A 21,827-nucleotide genomic window follows, 5' to 3' on the forward strand; every position below is an offset into this window, starting at 1 on the left:
CTAAGTCACTATTAGAAATAAAACGTTATGACAGAACCAACAATCAAACTCAATTATCACAAAACACGCTTTCTTACTTCGGCACCTGACATTCGCCATTTACCTGAAGATAACGGCATTGAAATTGCTTTTGCGGGGCGTTCAAATGCGGGAAAATCGACCGCTTTAAATGCGCTCACCAATCAAAAAAGCCTAGCACGTACGTCAAAAACACCAGGACGAACACAACTGATTAACTTATTCGAAGTAGAACCACAATGTAAATTGGTCGATTTACCAGGTTACGGATATGCTGCCGTACCAGAACAAATGAAATTACAATGGCAAAAAGCATTAGGTGAATATTTACAAGAACGCGACTGCTTAGCCGGCATCGTGATCCTAATGGATATCCGCCATCCACTAAAAGATCTTGACCAACAGATGATTGAATGGGCCGTTTCGGCGCAATTACCGGTCTTATTATTGCTCACAAAAGCCGATAAGCTGAGCCAAGTGGCACGAAATAAAACCGCGAAAATGGTGAATGAAGCCATTTTACCATTCCAAGGTGATATTCAGGTCGAAATCTATTCCGCCTTAAACAAAATTGGCGTGGATAAACTCTCAAATAAATTAGATAGCTGGTTTGCCCCCATATTCCAACAAGAAGGAAAATAATATGTACGATTTAACCGCATTACGCCAACAAACCGATGAAATTATTGACAATTTATTAAAAGATGGTTCTGATCCGGAAGCGCTTTACATAATTGAACACCACATAGCACATCACGATTTTGATAAACTAGAAAAATTAGTGGTCGATGCTTATAAACTTGGTTATGAAATTTCAGAAGCAGAAGAAATAGAAGACGACCAAGGTAACGTGTTATTTGTTTGCGATATTGTCAGCGAAGTAAAACTGGACGGCGATATTATCACTGCACAATAACAAGAATTATTACCCTTAATTGAAAAAGCAGCTGCCGAATATGAAGGTTGGGGCACGTACTTTGAAGACCCCAATGCCGAAGAAGATGAATATGGCGATGATGGCGAGTTTTTTGATGATGAAGATGAAGCGGACTTTAACAATGCCAAAGTCCACTAATAATGCTAATTTTTATCGCTAAATCATTAAGTTAGAAGAAAAATCACGCGATCCTTTCCGCCACAATAAAAATGGTCTAATTAGCGATTTTTTCGCTAATTAGACCGCTATTAACTATATTCCCTTCTTAATCCAATACTCGTAAGGCGGTGTATCCGTTTTACTTTTTAATAGTTGGTGATCCATAAACTCACAAAAACTAGGAATATCTCGAGTAGTAGCAGGATCATCTGCCAAAATAAATAATATTTCACCCTGTTGCATATGCCGAATGGTTTTACGTGTTAACATCACAGGCTCAGGGCAACGTAAGCCAAGCGTGTCTAATATTTTATCCACAGGTAAATCTGTCATTTTATTTTTTTCTCTAAAATTATTTTTCTAATGCTATCTTATTGTTTTGCCACACATAGGCAAAATCTGATCGGTTACTATTTTACACTATATCTTAGTTTAGTTTATTGATATATCACCAAATTAATGGAACAATGCTCGGTACTCTAGTTTTTTCATTGCTGGATAAAAGGAATTCATATGCCATTTTTATTCATTTTCTTCACCATTATCTTTTACATTTACTGTGAAATTTCGCTACTCGTCAGTATTAGCTCAATGTTTGGCATATTGCCAACCATGTCACTACTCATCAGTCTTTCATTAATTGGCCTTTGGTTGGTAAGGTTAAGAGGGCTACATCTTCTCTATAGCATTCAACAACAGTTGAGCCGTGGTGAACTCCCCGCTGAAGCTGTTTTTCGTTCACTATTTTTTATGTTAGCTGGTATTTTGTTAATCATTCCCGGTTTTTTAAGCGATATTTTAGCTATTTTTTGCCTATTGCCCATCACTCGCCACCTCATCAAAGGCTGGTTAATTAGTTGGCTTAAGCATAAAATACAGCGCAAACAGGCTAATGAAGCTAACTATCATCACACAACGCAAGATGATACAACCTTTGACGCTCAATTTGAACGTCAGCAAGATCCAGATAAATGGATAAAATAGCCCATGTTTAACCCTTCTCCTTCCCGTTTTAGGCCCAAAAGCAGGCAAGCTAATGCTTGGCAAAAAAAGGCTAAAACAAGACCGCCTAAGCCGAAAGTTTCTTTTTCCGAAACGATTGTATTGCTATTTAATAAACCTTACAACGTCCTCTCACAGTTTAGCGATCAACAAGGCCGTGCAACATTAAAAGATTTTATTCCAATTGAAGATGTGTATCCGGTCGGGCGATTAGATCGAGATAGTGAAGGCTTGTTATTGCTGACGAATAATGGTGAAATTCAGCACCGTTTAGCACACCCCAAATTTGAGAAAGTGAAAACTTACTTAGCTCAATTAGAAGGGCAACCACAAGCGGTCGATTTAGCCAAGTTAACCTGTGGTGTTGAGCTTAAAGATGGGTTAACCCGACCGGCTAAAGTAAGTGTAATCACTCCACCTAATTATAATTGGCACACAGTGCCAAACATTCGTGAACGAAAAACCATTCCAACTAGTTGGCTTGAACTGAAAATTTATGAAGGTAAAAATCGACAAGTAAGGAGAATGACTGCTCACATTGGTTTTCCAACATTACGCTTAATTCGCGTCGCATTAAGTGGCTTTGAATTGGGTAATTTAGCCACCGGTGAATATCGTTTACCTACAGAAATAGAAAAACGACAATTATTTGCCCAATTAAAACTTGCCATCTAACACCGCTTTTGACGTTAACCTTAACGCGGCCTATTTTGCTCAATTTTCAGCAAAATAGACCGCATAGCCAATGCAAAAAGAATATTAAACGGTTTGGCTTAACATTTGCCGTACTCGCGCTAAATCTTGTGCAGTATCCACGCCCAAGGCTGGAGCTTGCTTAGCTAGCTCAACGTGAATTTGCTCGCCATACCATAAAGCACGCAGTTGCTCTAACGATTCTAATTGTTCTAACATCGTCGGCTGCCAAGCAACATATTGTTTAATAAAGCCCGCTCGATAAGCATAAATACCAATATGGCGCAAATAACATTGGCTTGCGACAAAAGTATCATCACATTCAGCAAAATGATCTCGTGCAAATGGCACTGCGGCTCGAGAAAAGTAAAGCGCCATTCCTTTGTCGTTAATCACCGTTTTCACAACATTCGGATTAAATAGCTCTTCACGAGTAGTTAATTTAACCGCTAGCGTTGCCATATTTACACCGTTTTTATCCAAATTAGTTGCGACTTGTTGCACAATAATCGGTGGAATTAACGGTTCATCGCCTTGTACATTAACAATAATTTCCTGATCTGCAATCGCCATTTTCGCTACCACTTCCGCCAAACGTTCAGTGCCAGATTGATGTTGATCAGAAGTCATACAAACTTCTGCCCCAAAAGCTTTAGCCACCGTTTCGATTTGTGGATGATCAGTGGCAATAATGACACGATTTGCTACCGCTTGTTGTGCTTTCTGCCAAACATATTGAATCATAGGATAGCCATTAATATCTAATAATGGCTTACCCGGCAAACGGCCTGAAGCATAGCGGGCAGGAATAATTACTGTAAATTTCATTATAATTCCTATTCAGTTAGCGCGCTTGCGCATCTAAAAAGCGCTCAGCATCTAACGCGGCCATACAGCCTGTGCCGGCAGAAGTGATGGCTTGGCGATAAATATGATCCATTACATCACCTGCTGCAAAAACACCCGCTACTGAGGTTGCAGTAGCATTCCCTTCCAAACCTGAATTGACTTTAATATAGCCATTTTCTAATGCTAACTGCCCTTCAAAAATAGCAGTATTAGGCGCATGCCCAATGGCAATAAAACAACCTGCTACCGCAATTTCTTCTGATAAATTTTGTTGCGTGGAGGATAAACGAACGCCGGTAACACCCAAATCATCACCTAATATTTCATCTACTACCCGATCAGTATACAGAATAATCTTGCCTTGTTCGACGCGTTTTGCCAATCGCCCTAATAAAATTTTTTCAGCACGGAAACTATCACGCCTATGAACTAAATGGACCTCACTAGCAATATTTGCAAGATAGAGCGCTTCTTCAACCGCTGTATTACCGCCACCCACGACAGCAACAGGCTTATCGCGGTAAAAAAAACCATCACAAGTAGCGCAAGCTGACACGCCCTTGCCTTTAAACGCTTCTTCAGAAGCTAATCCAAGGTATTTAGCTGATGCGCCTGTTGCAATAATCAAAGCATCGCAAGTAAAAGTATGATTATCTCCGGTTAACACAAATGGGCGGACCGATAAATCAACATGATGAATATGATCAAACACAATCTCTGTTTCAAATTTTTCAGCGTGTTTTAACATTTTATCCATTAATGCTGTGCCTGTTGTCTGTTCATATTCACCGGGCCAGTTTTCAATTTCATCGGTTGTGGTTAATTGTCCACCTTGTTGCATTCCGGTAACTAAAACCGGCGATAAATTTGCCCGTGCAGCATAAACTGCCGCAGTATAACCCGCTGGTCCGGAGCCTAAAATCAATATTTTGGTATGTTTGGTTGCCATATACTTAATCCTTGTTACTTTTAACGTTCTGAAATGCTTCATTGACAATTTACATCAATGAGCAGTGATTCTCTAATACGCCCAATGCAATAATTAATGCTAATAAAGCAATGAGTAAAGTTGTCGTCTAAATTTGGGTACAATAGGATCCGTTCCTAATGCCGCTAAAATAGCAAGGTATTGGTTTTTAACTTCACCATTTGCCACCGCTAAATCGCTCTTCAACCAATCAAATAATAAAGTGAGTGCCTCAGTATTTTTATGCGCTTGATGTAGTTGATTGGCTAAGCGAATTGCAATTTCAGGTGTTTTCTGTTGAGCATAATCCGCTTGCAATTGTTGTAATTCCGGCGAATCCGATGCTTGTTCAAGTAATTCAATTTGCGCTTGTAAACCGTACCAACGACTATCACGATCTTGTAACGGAATCTGTTTTAAAATCTCTCGTGCTTCTTCTGCATTTTTCATCACAATAAACGTTTCTGCATATAATAATGCAAAATCACTGTTTTTCTTATCACTCTTTTCCCAAGCTGATTTAAGTAAAGGTAATGCCTCCGCATAACGATGATCTTGCAACAATTCTAACGCTTGTTTAAATTTCAAATCCGCTTCTTTAGGTAAAATATTAGCTAATTTTAACCGCATTTCTTGTTCACTAATCGCACCTTGAATCAGATCTACAGGTTGTCCATCTGCAAATAAATAGACAGTAGGCGTTGCTTGAATACGAAATTGCATTGCGATTGTTTGTTGCTCATCACAATTGACTGTCGCCAATAAAAACTGATTCGCATATTCATCAGCTAAACGATGTAATAACGCATCCATTTCTAAAGAAGCTATTTGATCGCTAGCAATAAAATTAAACACGACCGGCATATGTGCTGCGGTTTGCCATATTTCATTAAAATTATTTTCGGTTACGTTCACAATATAATCCATTTGCTTTTATCCCCCTTATTGATCACAACCTTTAGTTACCGGTAAAGCTAATTTCTGCCAGGCTTCAAAACCTCCCGTAACACTATAGACAGTTTCAAACCCTTGCTCGACCAAGAATTGTGCTACATATCCCGTGATAACAAACAACAATAACCGCTTGTTCATCAGATACCAAATCCAAAAATTCAGCATAACTATCATTGGTTAAATGAAAAGCACCCAATGGGTGATCATCAAGATAATGCGCTAATGCACGAATATCTGCTAGAAAAGCATTTTCATGTTTCACTAACTGCCACGCTGTTGTTGGACTAATCTCTGTAAATATTGCTGCCATACTCTGCTCGACCTTATCCACCAATAAATTAAAAAATATCGGTAATATAACACAATTACCTTGCTAAAAAGAAAATAACAATTATTGTCCGTTGAAATTTCTAAGCCAATTAGTATAATTAAGAACTATTTTCATACGCAACAATGTTGCTTTATTATTATTTTTTAACTTATTAAATTAGCTTCCGAGGACGTTATGGAACGAATGCTTGAATTGTTACAAGGCCACGTTGATTATATCATTTTAGGTATTTTGACACTGATGAGTATTATCTTAATGTGGAAAATCATTGAACGAATTCTATTTTATAAACAACTTAATGTTACAAGTTATGAAACCATTCAAGAACTAGAAATCGATCTTACGCGTAATTTAACGACTATTTCAACTATCGGTGCCAATGCGCCATATGTTGGCTTATTAGGCACTGTATTGGGTATTTTATTGACCTTCTATCATTTAGGCCATTCTGGCGGAGAAATCGACGCTGCCTCAATTATGGTGCATTTATCACTTGCATTAAAAGCCACCGCTGCGGGTATTTTAGTCGCAATTCCGGCGATGATGTTCTATAGTGGCTTTAACCGTAAAGTAGAAGAAAACAAACTTAAATGGCAAGCCATTGAAGTACGTAAAGCGAAACAATAAGCGGTCAAATTTAGCTAAATTTTGCAGATAAATAGGGCAATCATATGAAAAAGTTTGACGAAATTAATATTATTCCATTCATCGATATCATGCTGGTATTACTCGCGATTGTGTTAGTGACCGCTTCTTTTATTTTACAAGGTAAAATTCAGGTTAATGTACCCAAAGCAACCACCACTCAAGCAATGAAAGCAGATGAATTAGCCAAATTATTAACGATCACTGAAAATAATGAATTTTATTTCAATGATAAACTAATCACAAAAGAAGATCTGAGCACGGAAATTGCAAGTTGGGACAAAACACAAAAAGTTACGTTAAAAGTAGATAGTGCGGTTGCTTTTGAAAAATTTGTTGAATTAACGGATCTCCTTTCTGCAAATGAAATTAAAAATGTCGCTATCGTAACCAAAAAAGACACCAGCAAAAAATAGGATTCGAGTATGAAACAAAAGCATTCTCGTATTGGCTTAATTAGTTCTGTCTTCATTCACATTGTACTATTTGCTAGCTTTATTTCGCTGGTTGAGGTTTCCCATTCGGATCTTTCAGACGGTGACTCACCACTCTCAATAGAATTAGTTGCGGCGTTACTGGAACAACCTCAAGTTGCCGTAGCGCCTGAAGAAGTTACATCAACCGAACCTGAAACATTCGATGAAGAGCCGGAACCAGAACAGGATGCTATTCCAGAACCAATCACTAAACTTATTGAAAAGCCGAAAGAAAAACCTAAAGAGAAACCCAAAAAGCCTGAAAAACCCAAAGAAAAACTGAAGAAAGAAAAGCCAAAAGAAAAAGCCAAACAAATTGAAGCATTAGAAAAAGGCCCTGAGGCTAAACAAGGTATTGTGGCTCAAGCGGTACCCGGTGCGTTACAAGGGAAAAAAGAACAAGTCGGCATATCAAATGGCAATCCGAACGGTAATTCTGCAAGCAGTTCTGATACAGGTTTAGTAAATGGGATGCTTGGTGGAAATGGTAATGGTGCATCAAGTAACGAAATCAATGCTTACAAAGCAGCATTACAAAGAGATTTACAACATCGAGCAAACAATGCTTACCCCGCACGTGAAAAAATGATGCGCAAGACCGGTGTTGTCACACTTGGCTTTACTATTTCACCATCAGGGAAATTAATTGATGTTACTGTTTTAAACAGCTCAGGGAATCAAAATTTGGATGCTGCCGCGGTACAAGCAGCCGAAGCAACCAAAGTTGCACCACCGCCTATTGGCTTCCCACCAAATGTAACTGTTCCTATCAAATTTTCTATTCAATAAACCACTAAGCTCCTTTTCAAGGGGCTTATTTTTCGCCCTTTTTCTCTGCTTTTTATCAATTAGTTAGGTAATTTAACCGCTTGCCTAAAATGAAACGGTTCAGTAAAATGAACCGTTTTATTTTTAATCTCTATAGGTTCGAGGACAACATCATGTTTGGAAAAGGTGGCTTAGGCAACTTAATGAAACAAGCTCAGCAAATGCAAGAGCGTATGCAAAAAATGCAAGAAGAGATTACACAATTAGAAGTTACGGGTGAATCTGGTGCTGGCTTAGTAAAAGTAACGATCAACGGAGCACATAACTGTCGCCGTATAGAAATTGATGCTTCATTAATGGAAGATGATAAAGAAATGGTAGAAGATTTAGTCGCTGCGGCATTTAATGATGCAGTACGCCGTGCGGAAGATCTTCAAAAAGAAAAAATGGCTAGCGTCACCTCTGGCATGCAATTACCACCAGGTATGAAATTACCATTCTAACCTCTTTCAAATAACGGGTAATAACACTTGTTGCCCGTTCCAACCACTTATTCTCAAACTATGCAAACTAGCCCTTTACTCGAGAATCTAATAGATGCGTTACGTGCTTTACCTGGCATAGGCCCAAAATCTGCACAACGTATGGCTTATCATTTATTACAACGAAATAGAAATGGTGGCTTGAATCTAGCCAAAGCATTAAATGAAGCAATGACGCATATTGGTCATTGCAATGCTTGTCGTACATTCACCGAAGAAGAAGAATGTACAATTTGTAAAAATCCACGTCGCCAGATAAGCGGTCAACTTTGCATAGTAGAAATGCCAGAAGATATCCAAGCAATCGAACAAACCGGTCAATTTTCTGGCCGTTATTTTGTATTAATGGGCCATTTATCGCCATTAGATGGCATTGGTCCACGTGAAATCGGCTTAGATTTATTACAACAACGGCTAGAACAAGAATCCTTTCACGAAATTATCTTAGCAACCAATCCTACTATTGAAGGAGATGCAACCGCCAATTATATTGCAGAAATATGCCATTTATATAATGTAAAAGTGACTCGTATTGCACACGGTATCCCTGTAGGCGGTTCATTAGAAATGGTAGATGGAACAACACTCTCACACTCTTTTGCTGGTCGCAGAGACTTTCTGCTCTAAATCTAACGAGTTATTTTGGCTATACATCAATATCTGATACAATTAATCAAGAATTAATTAACGAGGTTATCATGGAAACTATCGACAAAATCAAACAACAAATTAACGAAAACCCTATTCTGCTTTATATGAAAGGTTCACCTAAATTCCCATCTTGTGGATTCTCAGCGCGTGCTGTAGAAGCGATCATTCAATGTCAAGTGCATTTTGGTTATGTTGATATTTTAACCAATCCTGATATCCGTTCAGAATTACCTAAATTTGCTAATTGGCCAACATTCCCACAATTATGGGTCGAAGGGGAATTAATAGGAGGTTGTGATATCATTTTAGAAATGTTCCAAAAAGGTGAATTACACACTTTATTAAAAGAAACTGCCACCAAACACGGTTAATTTTACGATCAAAAATAAAAGCTCAAATAGTTTGGGCTTTTTCCTATAGTAAGCCGTGTTACTTGTAGCGCAAGCGGTTAAATTGAGCAAATTTATTGTAAAATATGACCGCTTTTAAGGATAAAAAATGATTACACGTATCGATGTGACTAACCGATTTTCAGAAGTCGCCATTTACAATGGTATCGCTTATTTTGCCGGCCAAGTGCCGACAGATGAAAGCAAAGATGCTTATCAACAAACACAGCAAGTATTAAGCGAAATTGATAAATATCTTGCAAAATCAAACACAGATAAAAGTCGCATCTTAATGGCAACCGTTTACCTTGCAAACATGGCAGATTACACTGAAATGAATCGAGCTTGGGATGAATGGGTAGCGCCAAACAATGCACCACCTCGAGCTGCAATTGAAGCCTGCTTAGCCAATCCAAATTGGAAAGTTGAAATAGTCATTACCGCAGCAATAAATCATCAATAATCCCTTTAATTAAGCTAATTACCGCCAAAACCAAGTGCCCGATTTTTTGATTTATATTAAAAAATAATGATTTTATCAACTATTTTTGCTATATTTAGCATGATTTTACTTACCTTAACGAACAAAAAAGGACCCTAAAATGACATATCAATTACCTGAATTAGGCTATGCTTATGATGCATTAGAGCCATATTTCGATAAAGAAACGATGGAAATCCATCATTCAAAACATCACCAAGCTTATGTAAATAATTCAAATGCATTATTAGAAAAGCATCCTGAACTATTAGAAAAATGTCCTGGTGCATTATTAAAAGATTTAACTCAAGTGCCTGCTGAAAAACGTACTGCTGTACGTAATAACTTAGGTGGTCACGTAAACCACACATTATTTTGGAAAGGCTTAAAAACAGGTACCACGTTACAAGGTGCATTAAAAGATGCAATTATCCGTGATTTTGGTTCCGTAGAAGCATTCCAAGCCGAGTTTGAACAAGCCGCAGCGACTCGTTTTGGTTCTGGATGGGCTTGGCTGGTCTTAGAAGAAGGCAAACTAGCGGTTGTTTCAACTGCTAACCAAGATTCGCCTATTATGGGCAAAGATGTAGCAGGTGTTTCAGGCTACCCTATTTTCACTTTAGATGTTTGGGAACACGCCTACTATTTACATTATCAAAATCGCCGTCCAGACTACATTAAGGCTTTCTGGAATGTGGTGAATTGGGATGAAGCATCACGCCGTTTTGAAGAAAAACAAGCTGGTTGCGGATGCACCAAATAATTGCTTAAACATATAAGCGAAAAGAGTTATTGAGATTTACTCAATAACTCTTTTTTATTTATACAAAATTATCGTGTATTATGAAAAAAGCCTTGGAAATGAGAGAATCTAAGGCTTTTCATACTACATTATTTGGTGGAGATAATCGGGATCGAACCGACGACCTCTTGAATGCCATTCAAGCGCTCTCCCAACTGAGCTATATCCCCAAAATCTCGTGAATGATAAACTCCGCCAGTTAATCTGTCAATAGCTAAGATTGTGCTTGAATAAATTTAATCGCTTTTTGTAAACGTGCTAAAGTACGTTCACGCCCAACTAATTTAGCAGTAATATCCATTGACGGTGATTGAGCAGAACCTGTTACCGCTAAACGGAATGGCATGCCAACTTTGCCCATACCGATGCCTAATTCCGTTGCCGTAGCATTCATTGCTTGATGAATATTTTCTACATTCCAATCAACTAAAGCGGTTAATTTTTCCCATAACATTGTCAATGGCTGTTCTGCTTCCAGTTTAAACGTTTTCGCTACTGCTTTTTCATCATACGCATCAAACTCTTGATAAAAATAGTGACTTGCTGTTGCTAACTCTTTTAAGGTTTTAGCTCGCTCACTTAACACAGGAATAAGCTCAGTTAAAGTAGGCCCATTCGCAATATCAATAGCTTGATCGTGCATATGCCATTCAAGATATTTAGCAACATACTCAGCTGGCAAAGTACGCATATAATGTTGATTGAGCCATTGCAATTTCTCTGTATTAAATGCACTTGCCGAACGGCTTACCGAATGAAGATCAAATAATTCAATCATCTCTTCACGACTAAAAATCTCTTGATCGCCATGTCCCCAACCTAAACGAACTAAATAGTTAATCAATGCTTCAGGTAAATAGCCATCATCGCGGTATTGCATCACGCTCACCGCGCCATGACGCTTTGAAAGTTTTTGCCCATCGTCACCATTAATCATTGAAACGTGTGCATAAGTTGGAATGGGTGCACCTAATGCCTTTAAAATATTGATTTGACGCGGTGTATTATTAATATGATCTTCACCACGAACAACATGTGTAATCCCCATATCCCAATCATCTACGACCACACAGAAATTATAGGTGGGCGAACCGTCTGTACGCCGAATAATTAAATCATCTAATTCGCTATTACTGATTTCAATACGACCGCGTACCGCATCATCAAACACAATAGAGCCTTGTTGTGGGTTCTTAAAACGTACTACATGCGGTTCATTAATTGAACGATCTTGATGGTTTAAACAATGACGATCATAACGCGGTTTTTCTTTACTTGCTTCCTGCTCATTTCTTAATTGCTCTAAGCGATCTTTAGAACAATAACAACGATATGCTAAACCTTGTTCAATCATTTGACCAATCACTTGATTATAACGATCAAATCGCTTTGTTTGAAAATATGGCCCATGTTCCCAAGTAAGGTTTAACCATTCCATTCCCTCTAAAATCGCCGCGGTCGCTTCTGGCGTAGAACGTTCAAGGTCAGTATCTTCAATACGTAATACAAATTCACCATCAAAATGTTTCGCATATAACCAAGAATAAAGCGCTGTACGCGCGCCCCCTACGTGTAAATAACCTGTTGGACTTGGCGCAAAACGCGTGCGTACTTTCACATTAGGATCTAAAGGAAAAAGAGTTTCAATATTCATTATATTTGCCTACTGTTATATTCAAAAAATAATGTCTATTTTACTATGTTTTTCAACATTTTTGCGGATAAAGAATAGAAAAAAGAAATGTTTTGGATCAAAAAAACAACATCCTAACCAAAAAAGAAAAAAAGCATTTGACGAATTTATAAAAATCTCTATAATACAACCTCACCAAGCGGGCGATTAGCTCAGTTGGGAGAGCACCTCCCTTACAAGGAGGGGGTCACTGGTTCGAGACCGGTATCGCCCACCACTTTTCTATTTATAAAGAAAGTACCATTTTCAATATCCCTTTGATGAGTCTCAAGTGGGCGATTAGCTCAGTTGGGAGAGCACCTCCCTTACAAGGAGGGGGTCACTGGTTCGAGACCGGTATCGCCCACCACTTAAGGCTGTCATCATAAACCTCATACATATAGCAAAATGTTATATTAAGAAGGGCGATTAGCTCAGTTGGGAGAGCACCTCCCTTACAAGGAGGGGGTCACTGGTTCAAGACCGGTATCGCCCACCATAAACCTAAAGCTTATCTTTTAATATCCTTGGCAATTAAGCATATCTTGATTATTATGCTTTTTCCATTTCTATCTTGTTTTATACCTAAATTTTGCGACATTAATCACAAAACTTTCAATAAAAACTTCCTTTTTAACTTATAAATTACTAGCCTTAATCTTGATACCCGAGTAAACTTGCCAATCTTTTTATTTTTATGACAAAAATGAATGCTTTAACCAAAAATAAAGTGCAATAACGGGGCTTTTACTCTAATGTCACAACAAAATATACCTTTTACGAATAATGTTCAAACTGCCGATTTTTCTGTGCAACATTCTAAATCAGAAAAAGTTAATCTAATGAATATGACTCGCCAAGAAATGCGAGAATTCTTAGCCAATCTGGGCGAAAAACCATTTCGAGCAGATCAGTTAATGAAATGGATTTACCATTTTGGTGAAGATGAATTTGACAATATGAGTAATATTAACAAAGTATTACGTGAAAAATTAAAAAAAGTAGCAGAAATTAAGGCTCCCGCAATTGCTATCGAACAACGTTCTTCGGATGGCACAATAAAATGGGCAATGCAAGTTGGTAACCAACAGATTGAAACGGTATATATTCCCGAAGGCGATCGAGCCACGCTTTGCGTTTCATCACAAGTGGGATGTGCTCTTGAATGTAAATTCTGCTCAACTGCACAACAAGGTTTTAATCGCAATTTAACTGTATCTGAAATTATCGGTCAGGTGTGGCGAGCATCAAAAATTATCGGCAATTTCGGTATTACTGGCGTTAGGCCTATTACTAATGTGGTAATGATGGGAATGGGTGAGCCATTATTAAATATGAATAATGTCATTCCTGCTATGCAAATTATGCTCGATGATTTTGCCTATGGTTTATCCAAACGGCGAGTAACATTATCAACCGCTGGCGTTGTACCTGCTCTTGATTTAATGCGTGAGAAAATTGATGTCGCGCTTGCGATTTCATTACATGCTCCCAATGATGAACTACGAAATGAAATTATGCCGATCAACAAAAAATATAATATAAAAATGCTGATGGATTCTGTAGCTAAGTATTTAGCGGTTTCGAATGCAAATCACGGCAAAGTTACCATTGAATATGTCCTTTTAGATCATGTAAATGATGGCACAGAACACGGGCATCAATTAGCTGAGGTACTAAAAAATACCCCTTGTAAAATTAATTTGATCCCGTGGAATCCTTTTCCTGAGGCGCCTTATGGAAAAAGCTCAAACTCTCGTGTTGATCGTTTCCAAAAAACCTTAATGGAATATGGGTTTACGGTGATTGTACGTAAAACACGTGGTGATGATATTGATGCCGCTTGTGGTCAATTAGCAGGTGAGGTGATCGATAGAACTAAACGGACCCTTGAAAAGCGTAAATTTGGCAAATCGATTATGGTGAATAATCATTAAGTCAATTTTTACTATTATGTGATGAAGGAGCAACGAAAATGGCAAAAATTTTAAAAAATATAACCGCTTGTTTCACTATTGTTATGCTGTTAGGTTGTTCCTCTTCTTATACTAGCTCATCAGTATCCACATTTAACCGAAATAAAATAGTCCAAGCACGCATTAATTTAGCATTAGCTTATCTAGAACAACACCATTTTGCTAAAGCAAAAGAAAATATTGATAAAGCACTCCAACATGACGCTCAAGATTATTTACCTTATTCAGCACAGGCTTACTATTATCAACAAATAGGTGATTTAACTCAAGCCGCCAACGCCTACCAAACAGCACTAACTCTAGGAAATAATACACCTGATGTATTAAATAATTACGGTACTTTTTTATGCCATCAAGGTAAATTTGACCTCGCTTATCAGCAATTTGAACAAGCGATAAAGAGTCAACAATCTTACTATCATCAAGCAGATAGCTTAGAGAATATTATTCTTTGTGCAAAACAAGAGAAAAATACCGCTAAAATAACTATTGCATTACAACAATTAACAGCACTAGACAAAACACGCGCAGATGCACTACGGTAACAACTTTTCATTTTGGGTATTGCCTTTTTTACTGTTAGAATAAAGATTATTTATTCGTTAGGAAAAAGCAATGACTGCGCTTAATCATCAAATTAGTCAAATTATTGCCACAGAATTGTCTGTGGGCACACATCAAATCCTCGCTGCAATTAAATTATTAGATGAAGGTAATACTATTCCTTTTATTGCACGTTACCGAAAAGAATGCACCGGTGCGTTGGACGATACGCAATTACGCTATTTTGAAACACGACTAATTTACTTACGTGAATTAGATGACCGCCGTCAAACCATTCTAAAATCTGTCGAAGAACAAGGAAAACTAACCGCCGAACTACGCCTAAAAATAGAGCAAACCGCCAGTAAAACCGAACTAGAAGATATCTATTTACCTTATAAACCGAAGCGTCGCACACGTGGACAAATTGCGATTGAAGCCGGTTTAACACCATTAGCGGAAACACTTTGGGCTGATCCAACTCAGATACCTGAGGAATTAGCAAAAACATTTATTAATGCTGAAAAAGGCATTACAGATAGTAAAAGTGCATTAGATGGCGCACGCTATATTTTAATGGAACGCTTCGCTGAGGATGCAACATTATTGGCGAAATTACGCCAATATTTAACCGCTTATGCGACCTTGCAATCCTGCATGATAGAAGGAAAAGCTGAAGAAGGTGAAAAATTTAGAGATTATTTTGCTCACAGTGAACCATTTAAAACGGTACCATCACATAGGGCTCTGGCAATGTTCCGGGGGCGCAATGAGGGCATATTGTCTTTGAGTTTAAATGCAGATCCTGAGCAAGATACTCACGTAACAGTCAGCCAATGCGAGATCATTATTCAAGACCATTTAGGCATTATCTTCAATAATCAGCCGGCGGATAAATGGCGAGAACAAGTAATCGCGTGGGCGTGGAAAATCAAAATTGCATTACATTTAGAAACAGAATTAATGGCATCACTACGTGAAAAAGCTGAAGAAGAAGCCATTAATGTATTTGCACGTAATTTATCTGCTTTATTAATCGCTGCCCCCGCAGGAGCCCATAATACCATGGGATTAGATCCAGGTTTACGTACCGGTGTAAAAGTTGCGATTGTTGATAATACCGGTAAACTATTAGCAACAGATACGCTTTACCCTCATACCACAGGCAAAGCTGCTGCTGAAGTTCGTTTATATCAACTCATTCAACAATATAATGTTGAATTAATCGCCATCGGTAATGGCACTGCTTCGCGTGAAACAGAACGTTTTACGAAAGAAGTGTTACAACAAGTCAAAGCAAGTAAACCAATTATGCTTATTCCTCAAACTGTTGTTGTCAGTGAGGCAGGTGCTTCTGTTTATTCCGCGTCTGAATTAGCGGCTAATGAATTTCCGGAATTAGATGTCTCATTACGTGGTGCGGTCTCGATTGCTCGTCGCTTGCAAGATCCATTAGCAGAATTAGTTAAAATAGAGCCTAAGGCGATTGGCGTTGGACAATATCAACATGATGTCAACCAATCGCAATTAGCCCGTAAGTTAGATGCCGTTATTGAGGATTGCGTAAACGCTGTCGGGGTTGATTTGAATACTGCTTCCGCGCCATTATTAGCACGTGTAGCAGGAATGACAAAAACGCTGGCACAGAATATCGTTACTTTTCGCGATGAAAATGGCCGCTTTAATAGCCGTTCAGACCTAAAAAAAGTCGCTCGCTTAGGCCCCAAAGCCTTTGAGCAATGTGTAGGTTTTATGCGGATCATTGATGGGAAAAATGCGTTAGATAGCTCTAGTGTGCACCCTGAAGCCTATCCTGTTGTCGAAAAAATCCTACAAGCAACAAATTGTACATTAGCCGAATTAATGGGTAATACGAAAGCGATCCAACATTTAGATGCTCAGCGCTTTGTTGATGAACAATTTGGTTTATTGACTGTTAATGATATTTTAAAAGAGTTAGAAAAACCGGGACGCGATCCTCGTGGCGAATTTAAAACCGCTCACTTTATGGATGGCGTAGAAGAAATTAAAGATCTAAAAGTGGGTATGCTATTAGAAGGTACCGTAACTAACGTGGCAAATTTTGGTGCTTTTGTTGATATTGGTGTATACCAAGATGGTTTAGTTCATATTTCTATGCTTTCAAATAGTTTTGTCGATGACCCGCATAAAGTGATTAAAGTAGGGGATGTCGTCAAAGTAAAAGTCTTAGAAGTGGATATCGCACGCAAACGCATTGCTTTAACGATGCGCTTAGATGAACAACCGTCAACGACCGAAAAGCCCAAAACAAGCGGTCAAATTAATATTAAAAATCGCAAAAATGACCGTAATCAATTTAGCAATAATGCATTTGCAGACGCATTAAAAAGCTGGAAAAATAACCGCTAAATTGCATAATAAAATGAAAGAAGGGCAATAACATGCCCTTCTTATTAAACTATTAATTATTCCACCATAAAACACGCAATTTTGGTATTATTCCGATAGTTTTTTAATTCTGGCTGTTCAACCTTACATTGCGCTGTCGCAAAGCGACAACGCGCATGGAAAGCACAACCTTTCGGTGGGTTTAATGGACTAGGAAGTTCACCGGTTAATTTAATTCTTTCACGACGATGTTCAACATTCAAACGTGGTGTAGCTGAAAGCAGTGCTTGTGTATAAGGGTGACGCGGGTCGGAAAAAATACTGGCGGTCTTACCTTGCTCAACGCAACGGCCTAAATACATTACAATGACTTCATCTGCAATATGCTCTACTACCGATAAATCATGCGAAATAAATACATACGATAACCCCATTTCAGCTTGTAAATCCATCATTAAATTTAACACTTGTGCGCGTACAGAAACATCTAACGCAGAAACAGGCTCATCTGCTACCACAATATCGGGGTGTAACATTAATCCACGTGCAATTGCGATCCTTTGGCGCTGACCACCTGAAAACATATGTGGATAGCGGTCATAAAATTCTGGTTTTAATCCCACTTTCTCCATCATTTCCAATACTTTCACTTTACGTTCTTTTGCTGAAAGCTGAGTGTTAATCAATAATGATTCTTCTAAAATAGCACCCACTTTTTTACGCGGATTTAACGAACTATATGGATTTTGAAATACAATTTGGATTTTCTGCCGTCTCAGTGCTGCAGTCTCTCTATCATTAACCAAAAAGTTTTGCCCATTATAAAATAACTCACCTTCCGTAGGGCATTCAATCATCGTTAACATCCGGCCAAGCGTCGATTTACCACAACCTGATTCTCCCACAATGGCCAGTGTTTTCCCTCTTTCTAAAGTAAATGATATCCCATCAACCGCTTTTACAAACTGTGTTTGGCTAAATATACCTTTTTTAACTGGATAATATTTTTTCAGATTAATCGCATCAAGAAGTGGTCTATTTTGTTTATTTTCGTGCAAATTACTCACCCTCGCCACTCTCATTGTTTAATATCGGCTGACCATTTTTATCTAAAGGATAATGGCATTTCACTTGACGCCCCTTAATCGCATGCAAAGCAGGTTCAGTTTGACGACAATATTCCGTTGCATATGGACAACGTGTATTTAACAAGCAACCAGACGGGCGATCATATTTACCCGGTACCACACCAGGCAAAGACTGTAAACGAGACTTCCCTTCTGCAAACTCCGGTAATGCCCTCAATAATGCCTGTGTGTAAGGATGAAGCGGAAATTTAAATATATGTTCTGCGGCGCCTTCTTCAACTATTTGCCCGGCATACATCACGATTATACGGTGAGCTGACTCTGCAACCAATGCTAAATCGTGAGTAATCAAAATCAACGCCATATTTTCTTTACGCTGTAATTCAAGCAATAAATCAATAATTTGTGCTTGAATAGTCACATCTAACGCAGTAGTCGGTTCATCAGCAATCAATAGCTTTGGATTACAAGCGATTGCCATAGCAATCATGACACGCTGGCTCATTCCTCCCGAAAGTTGATGAGGATAAACCTTTAAACGTGAGATAGGATCGGGAATACCCACCATCGTAAGTAATTCAATAGTACGTTGCCGACGAGTCGCTTTTGAGCCACCTTGATGCACCTTAAGTGCTTCCATAATCTGAAAACCAACTGTGTAGCTTGGATTAAGGCTAGTCATTGCATCTTGGAAAATCATAGATACATCAGCACCAATGATTTTCTGCTTCTCTTTTGCTTTTAAGGCTAATAAATTATTACCATCAAAAGCCAATTGCTCAGCAATAACTTTCCCTGGAAAATCAATTAGTCCCATAATCGCAAGAGAACTGACTGATTTACCTGATCCAGATTCTCCAACGATACCTAATACTTCGCCTTCATTAACGGTATAACTAATTCGATCTACCGCTTTGAAAGGTACTTTCTCATCACCAAAATGAACAGAAAGCTGATTTACTGTCAATAATGCCATCTTGACTCCCATTATTTAAGTTTTGGATCAAGTGCATCACGTAAACCATCGCCCATTAAATTAAATGCCAATACAAGCAATAAAATAGCAATACCAGGAATAGTCACTAACCAATTAGTTGATTGCATAAATCCGCGTGATTCTGCCAACATTGTGCCTAGCTCTGGAGTAGGGGGCTGAGCACCAATACCTAAAAAGCCAAGTGCTGCCAATTCGAGAATAGCATTTGAAATACCCATCGTCATCTGAACAATAAGAGGCGCTAAACAATTAGGTAGCATCACAACAAACATTAAACGTAATACTCCCGCCCCAGCCACTCTACTTGCAACAACATAATCACGATCTTTTTCATTCATAATAGAGGAACGTGTTAAACGAACATAACTTGGAATAGAAACGACCGCTATCGCAATTGCCGCATTCACTAGCGAAGGCCCTAAAATCGTCACTACACCAATGGTTAAAAGCAAACTTGGAATAGCCAACATAATATCGACAAAACGCATGATTAAAATATCAATTAAACCACCATAATAACCGGCTAATAAACCAAGAATAACGCCAAAAACACAAGACAACAGCACAATAATTAATCCAATGAAGACTGAAAGTCTTGCACCGTAAATAATCCGCGAAAGCATATCACGACCAATATCATCCGTGCCAAATAAATACGATGAATTGCCACCACCTGTTAAAAAGGGTGGTAATAATAATGCTTGACGATTTTGCTCAGTCGGATCAAAAGGTGCAATCCAATGCGCAAATAAAACAACAAAAAAAACCGCTATAATAAATAGTAAACCAACTACTGCCCCACGATTTTTACAAAAATAATACCAAAACTCTTGCCAAGGCGTCCTTGGTGTTGGGACTAAAATAACAGTTGAAGACATTATGCACTCCAAAAAATATATCAATTATGTCTAATGCGCGGATTTACTACACCATAAATTAAATCAACCATTAAATTAACGAAAATAATCATTGTCGCAATAATCAGTATCGAACCTTGTAAAACGGGATAATCCCTTGTATTAATAGCATCAATAATCCATTTACCAACGCCAGGCCAAGAAAAAATATTCTCAGTCAATACTGCACCAGACAACAATTGTCCAACAATTAGTCCCACGACTGTAACCACAGGAATTAAGGCATTACGTAATGCATGCACCACAACAATACGAGTCGTATTTAGCCCTTTGGCTTTTGCAGTACGAATATAATCTTCATTCAATACTTCAAGCATAGAAGATCGCGTCATACGGGTGATAACCGCTAAAGGAATCGTACCCAATACAATTGAGGGCAAAATTAAGGATCTAATTGCAGCACCAAAAGCACCCGGCTCATTAGACTGCCAAGTATCAATCAACATAAAACCTGTATTGACATCAATCCAATATTCTGATGGTAAACGACCTGATGCGGGCAACCCCAAAGGAACAGAAAAATAAAGAATAAGAATTAATCCCCACCAAAAAATCGGCATTGAATAACCGGTTAAAGAAAGCGTTGTTAAAGTATGTGAAACCCAAGAATCTTTTTTAACTGCCGCAATCACACCAAATAAAACACCCAACATCAATGACCACAGTAATGCAAAAAAGGCTAGCTCAACGGTTGCAGGAAAAAGAACAAAAAACTCTTTTAATACAGGTTGATTATTACGAAATGAATTACCCAAATCACCCTTTAATAATCCTTTAATATAATTAAGGTATTGTTGTGGTAAAGGTAAATCCAAACCAAGCTGAGCCATCATCTGTGCATGAACAGCAGGATCTAACCCTCTCTCCCCCATTCTAATTTCAATTGGATCACCCGGAATCAAATGTACTAAAGCAAAAGTAATTAAGGTTATTGCAATAAAAGTCGGAATAACCATTAAAATACGCTTAAAAATAAATGAAAACATAATCTTTTATCATTGATAATGATACAACATACATAAAACAGAAAAATAAAATCTTCCACTTCACCAAATTGTATAACTATTTAAAGGAAACAAGCGGTAGAAATTCACCATTTTACGCAAAAAATCAACCGCTGTCTTATAGATAACTACCGTTAAAAAATTCGTATTACCCGTAGCCAAATTATTTATTTTCTAAATAAATCCACACATAAAAATAATGTAAACTACATAGACTCCAATAATAACCTTTTACTTACTTATATAACCCTATACCTTTATCCATAATATTTAATATCCATTGCCTGATATAGATAATTTAAATCTAAACTTACAGACAACAAACAAAGATCTTAGGTATGGCGAATACGAAGAATAACGAGCACGAAAGATAGAAAAGAAAAAGTAATTAATGCTTTCATTATAATTTACTCCCGACGTTGTGTATAAGAATTTCTTTATATATTTTATTAAAATGCCCGAATATACAAGATTTTTAATTAAGTTCAACACATTTAATCCAAAAGCAAAAAGTTGCTGCACATCTTGCCCTGCCACATTCTGTATTTTATTATATTAAAAATAACCGCATATTATTCTAGTATACGTATTTCATA

At 38.0% G+C, this 21,827-nt stretch carries 23 protein-coding genes, 4 tRNA genes and 2 pseudogenes; 18 read left to right on the plus strand and 11 right to left on the minus strand.

What is annotated here, in order from left to right:
- Window positions 1-27 precede the first annotated feature (27 nt).
- Together yihA and rraB are read left to right on the plus strand one after the other, a co-directional pair.
- Window positions 28-660, plus strand: coding sequence for a ribosome biogenesis GTP-binding protein YihA/YsxC (gene yihA / locus BMX01_RS07195; RefSeq protein ID WP_064082533.1), 633 nt, complete (start codon window positions 28-30; stop codon window positions 658-660).
- 1 nt (window position 661) lies between these two features.
- Window positions 662-1,093: pseudogene (gene rraB / locus BMX01_RS07200) on the plus strand (ribonuclease E inhibitor RraB).
- Between the two features lie 114 nt (window positions 1,094-1,207).
- Here the strand turns inward: rraB and tusA are convergent.
- Window positions 1,208-1,447 (minus strand): sulfurtransferase TusA, encoded by a 240-nt coding sequence (gene tusA, locus BMX01_RS07205; RefSeq protein WP_010944368.1) that lies wholly within the window; start codon window positions 1,445-1,447, stop codon window positions 1,208-1,210.
- A gap of 180 nt (window positions 1,448-1,627) precedes the next feature.
- Here tusA and BMX01_RS07210 point away from each other — a divergent pair, with 180 nt between their 5' ends.
- The gene (locus BMX01_RS07210) at window positions 1,628-2,098 is read left to right on the plus strand and encodes an FxsA family protein (protein ID WP_064083418.1); all 471 of its coding nucleotides are present in this window, start codon (window positions 1,628-1,630) and stop codon (window positions 2,096-2,098) included.
- A gap of 3 nt (window positions 2,099-2,101) precedes the next feature.
- Window positions 2,102-2,791, plus strand: a complete 690-nt coding sequence (locus tag BMX01_RS07215; protein ID WP_064082531.1) for a pseudouridine synthase — start codon at window positions 2,102-2,104, stop codon at window positions 2,789-2,791.
- An 84-nt stretch (window positions 2,792-2,875) separates the two neighbouring features.
- On the opposite strand, the gene kdsB is transcribed toward BMX01_RS07215, so the two are convergent.
- The 4 genes and pseudogenes from kdsB to BMX01_RS07235 all read right to left on the minus strand — a co-directional run bounded on the left by kdsB (window position 2,876) and on the right by BMX01_RS07235 (window position 5,889).
- Window positions 2,876-3,637, minus strand: a complete 762-nt coding sequence (kdsB, locus tag BMX01_RS07220; protein WP_064082530.1) for a 3-deoxy-manno-octulosonate cytidylyltransferase — start codon at window positions 3,635-3,637, stop codon at window positions 2,876-2,878.
- Between the two features lie 16 nt (window positions 3,638-3,653).
- The gene (trxB, locus tag BMX01_RS07225) at window positions 3,654-4,607 is read right to left on the minus strand and encodes a thioredoxin-disulfide reductase (protein WP_064082529.1); all 954 of its coding nucleotides are present in this window, start codon (window positions 4,605-4,607) and stop codon (window positions 3,654-3,656) included.
- 99 nt (window positions 4,608-4,706) lie between these two features.
- On the minus strand, window positions 4,707-5,552 hold the full coding sequence (locus tag BMX01_RS07230; protein ID WP_064082528.1) for a co-chaperone YbbN: 846 nt from the start codon (window positions 5,550-5,552) through the stop codon (window positions 4,707-4,709).
- A gap of 15 nt (window positions 5,553-5,567) precedes the next feature.
- Window positions 5,568-5,889 (minus strand): annotated as a pseudogene (locus BMX01_RS07235) (rhodanese-like domain-containing protein).
- A gap of 195 nt (window positions 5,890-6,084) precedes the next feature.
- On the opposite strand from BMX01_RS07235, the gene exbB reads away from it, so the two are divergent.
- The 8 genes from exbB to sodA all read left to right on the plus strand — a co-directional run bounded on the left by exbB (window position 6,085) and on the right by sodA (window position 10,625).
- Window positions 6,085-6,537, plus strand: a complete 453-nt coding sequence (gene exbB / locus BMX01_RS07240) for a TonB-system energizer ExbB (protein WP_010944359.1) — start codon at window positions 6,085-6,087, stop codon at window positions 6,535-6,537.
- A gap of 44 nt (window positions 6,538-6,581) precedes the next feature.
- On the plus strand, window positions 6,582-6,971 hold the full coding sequence (gene exbD, locus BMX01_RS07245) for a TonB system transport protein ExbD (RefSeq protein WP_064082527.1): 390 nt from the start codon (window positions 6,582-6,584) through the stop codon (window positions 6,969-6,971).
- Between the two features lie 9 nt (window positions 6,972-6,980).
- A complete protein-coding gene (locus tag BMX01_RS07250; protein WP_064082526.1) occupies window positions 6,981-7,820 on the plus strand; it encodes an energy transducer TonB family protein in 840 nt (279 codons plus the stop codon).
- Between the two features lie 152 nt (window positions 7,821-7,972).
- Window positions 7,973-8,302, plus strand: coding sequence for a YbaB/EbfC family nucleoid-associated protein (locus BMX01_RS07255; RefSeq protein WP_064082525.1), 330 nt, complete (start codon window positions 7,973-7,975; stop codon window positions 8,300-8,302).
- Window positions 8,303-8,362: 60 nt separating this feature from the next.
- Entirely contained in the window at window positions 8,363-8,968 is a 606-nt protein-coding gene (recR, locus tag BMX01_RS07260; protein WP_010944355.1) for a recombination mediator RecR, read from the plus strand.
- 71 nt (window positions 8,969-9,039) lie between these two features.
- Window positions 9,040-9,363, plus strand: a complete 324-nt coding sequence (gene grxD / locus BMX01_RS07265; RefSeq protein WP_064082524.1) for a Grx4 family monothiol glutaredoxin — start codon at window positions 9,040-9,042, stop codon at window positions 9,361-9,363.
- 127 nt (window positions 9,364-9,490) lie between these two features.
- Entirely contained in the window at window positions 9,491-9,844 is a 354-nt protein-coding gene (locus tag BMX01_RS07270) for a RidA family protein (protein WP_064082523.1), read from the plus strand.
- 139 nt (window positions 9,845-9,983) lie between these two features.
- Complete coding sequence (gene sodA / locus BMX01_RS07275; RefSeq protein WP_010944351.1) at window positions 9,984-10,625, plus strand: superoxide dismutase [Mn]; 642 nt, start codon at window positions 9,984-9,986, stop codon at window positions 10,623-10,625.
- A gap of 133 nt (window positions 10,626-10,758) precedes the next feature.
- Here the strand turns inward: sodA and BMX01_RS07280 are convergent.
- Together BMX01_RS07280 and gltX are read right to left on the minus strand one after the other, a co-directional pair.
- Window positions 10,759-10,834 (minus strand) — tRNA-Ala (locus BMX01_RS07280).
- A gap of 44 nt (window positions 10,835-10,878) precedes the next feature.
- The gene (gene gltX, locus BMX01_RS07285) at window positions 10,879-12,318 is read right to left on the minus strand and encodes a glutamate--tRNA ligase (RefSeq protein ID WP_064082522.1); all 1,440 of its coding nucleotides are present in this window, start codon (window positions 12,316-12,318) and stop codon (window positions 10,879-10,881) included.
- A gap of 180 nt (window positions 12,319-12,498) precedes the next feature.
- Here gltX and BMX01_RS07290 point away from each other — a divergent pair.
- From BMX01_RS07290 to BMX01_RS07315, 6 genes are all read left to right on the plus strand, one after another.
- Window positions 12,499-12,574 (plus strand) — tRNA-Val (locus BMX01_RS07290).
- A gap of 56 nt (window positions 12,575-12,630) precedes the next feature.
- Window positions 12,631-12,706, plus strand: a tRNA-Val gene (locus tag BMX01_RS07295).
- A gap of 53 nt (window positions 12,707-12,759) precedes the next feature.
- Window positions 12,760-12,835 (plus strand) — tRNA-Val (locus BMX01_RS07300).
- A gap of 256 nt (window positions 12,836-13,091) precedes the next feature.
- Window positions 13,092-14,273 carry a dual-specificity RNA methyltransferase RlmN gene (rlmN, locus tag BMX01_RS07305; protein WP_064082521.1) on the plus strand — a complete coding sequence of 394 codons (1,182 nt, stop codon included), beginning with the start codon at window positions 13,092-13,094 and terminating at the stop codon, window positions 14,271-14,273.
- Window positions 14,274-14,311: 38 nt separating this feature from the next.
- Window positions 14,312-14,857, plus strand: coding sequence for a type IV pilus biogenesis/stability protein PilW (pilW, locus tag BMX01_RS07310; protein ID WP_064082520.1), 546 nt, complete (start codon window positions 14,312-14,314; stop codon window positions 14,855-14,857).
- A gap of 70 nt (window positions 14,858-14,927) precedes the next feature.
- Complete coding sequence (locus BMX01_RS07315) at window positions 14,928-17,246, plus strand: Tex family protein (protein ID WP_074648014.1); 2,319 nt, start codon at window positions 14,928-14,930, stop codon at window positions 17,244-17,246.
- A gap of 56 nt (window positions 17,247-17,302) precedes the next feature.
- On the opposite strand, the gene BMX01_RS07320 is transcribed toward BMX01_RS07315, so the two are convergent.
- Genes BMX01_RS07320 through BMX01_RS07335 form a run of 4 tightly spaced genes read right to left on the minus strand, consistent with a single transcriptional unit; the run spans window position 17,303 to window position 21,213 of the window.
- Window positions 17,303-18,307: a peptide ABC transporter ATP-binding protein gene (locus BMX01_RS07320; protein WP_010944346.1), complete on the minus strand. Its 1,005-nt coding sequence runs from the start codon at window positions 18,305-18,307 to the stop codon at window positions 17,303-17,305.
- Entirely contained in the window at window positions 18,285-19,289 is a 1,005-nt protein-coding gene (dppD, locus tag BMX01_RS07325) for a dipeptide ABC transporter ATP-binding protein (protein ID WP_074648016.1), read from the minus strand. The genes BMX01_RS07320 and dppD overlap by 23 nt, the downstream gene beginning before the upstream one ends.
- Before the next feature lie 11 nt (window positions 19,290-19,300).
- The gene (locus BMX01_RS07330; protein WP_064082517.1) at window positions 19,301-20,188 is read right to left on the minus strand and encodes an ABC transporter permease subunit; all 888 of its coding nucleotides are present in this window, start codon (window positions 20,186-20,188) and stop codon (window positions 19,301-19,303) included.
- A 20-nt stretch (window positions 20,189-20,208) separates the two neighbouring features.
- A complete protein-coding gene (locus BMX01_RS07335; protein WP_064082516.1) occupies window positions 20,209-21,213 on the minus strand; it encodes an ABC transporter permease subunit in 1,005 nt (334 codons plus the stop codon).
- Window positions 21,214-21,827 lie beyond the last annotated feature (614 nt).

Source organism: [Haemophilus] ducreyi, from assembly GCF_900109315.1.
Lineage (GTDB): Bacteria > Pseudomonadota > Gammaproteobacteria > Enterobacterales > Pasteurellaceae > Haemophilus_B > Haemophilus_B ducreyi.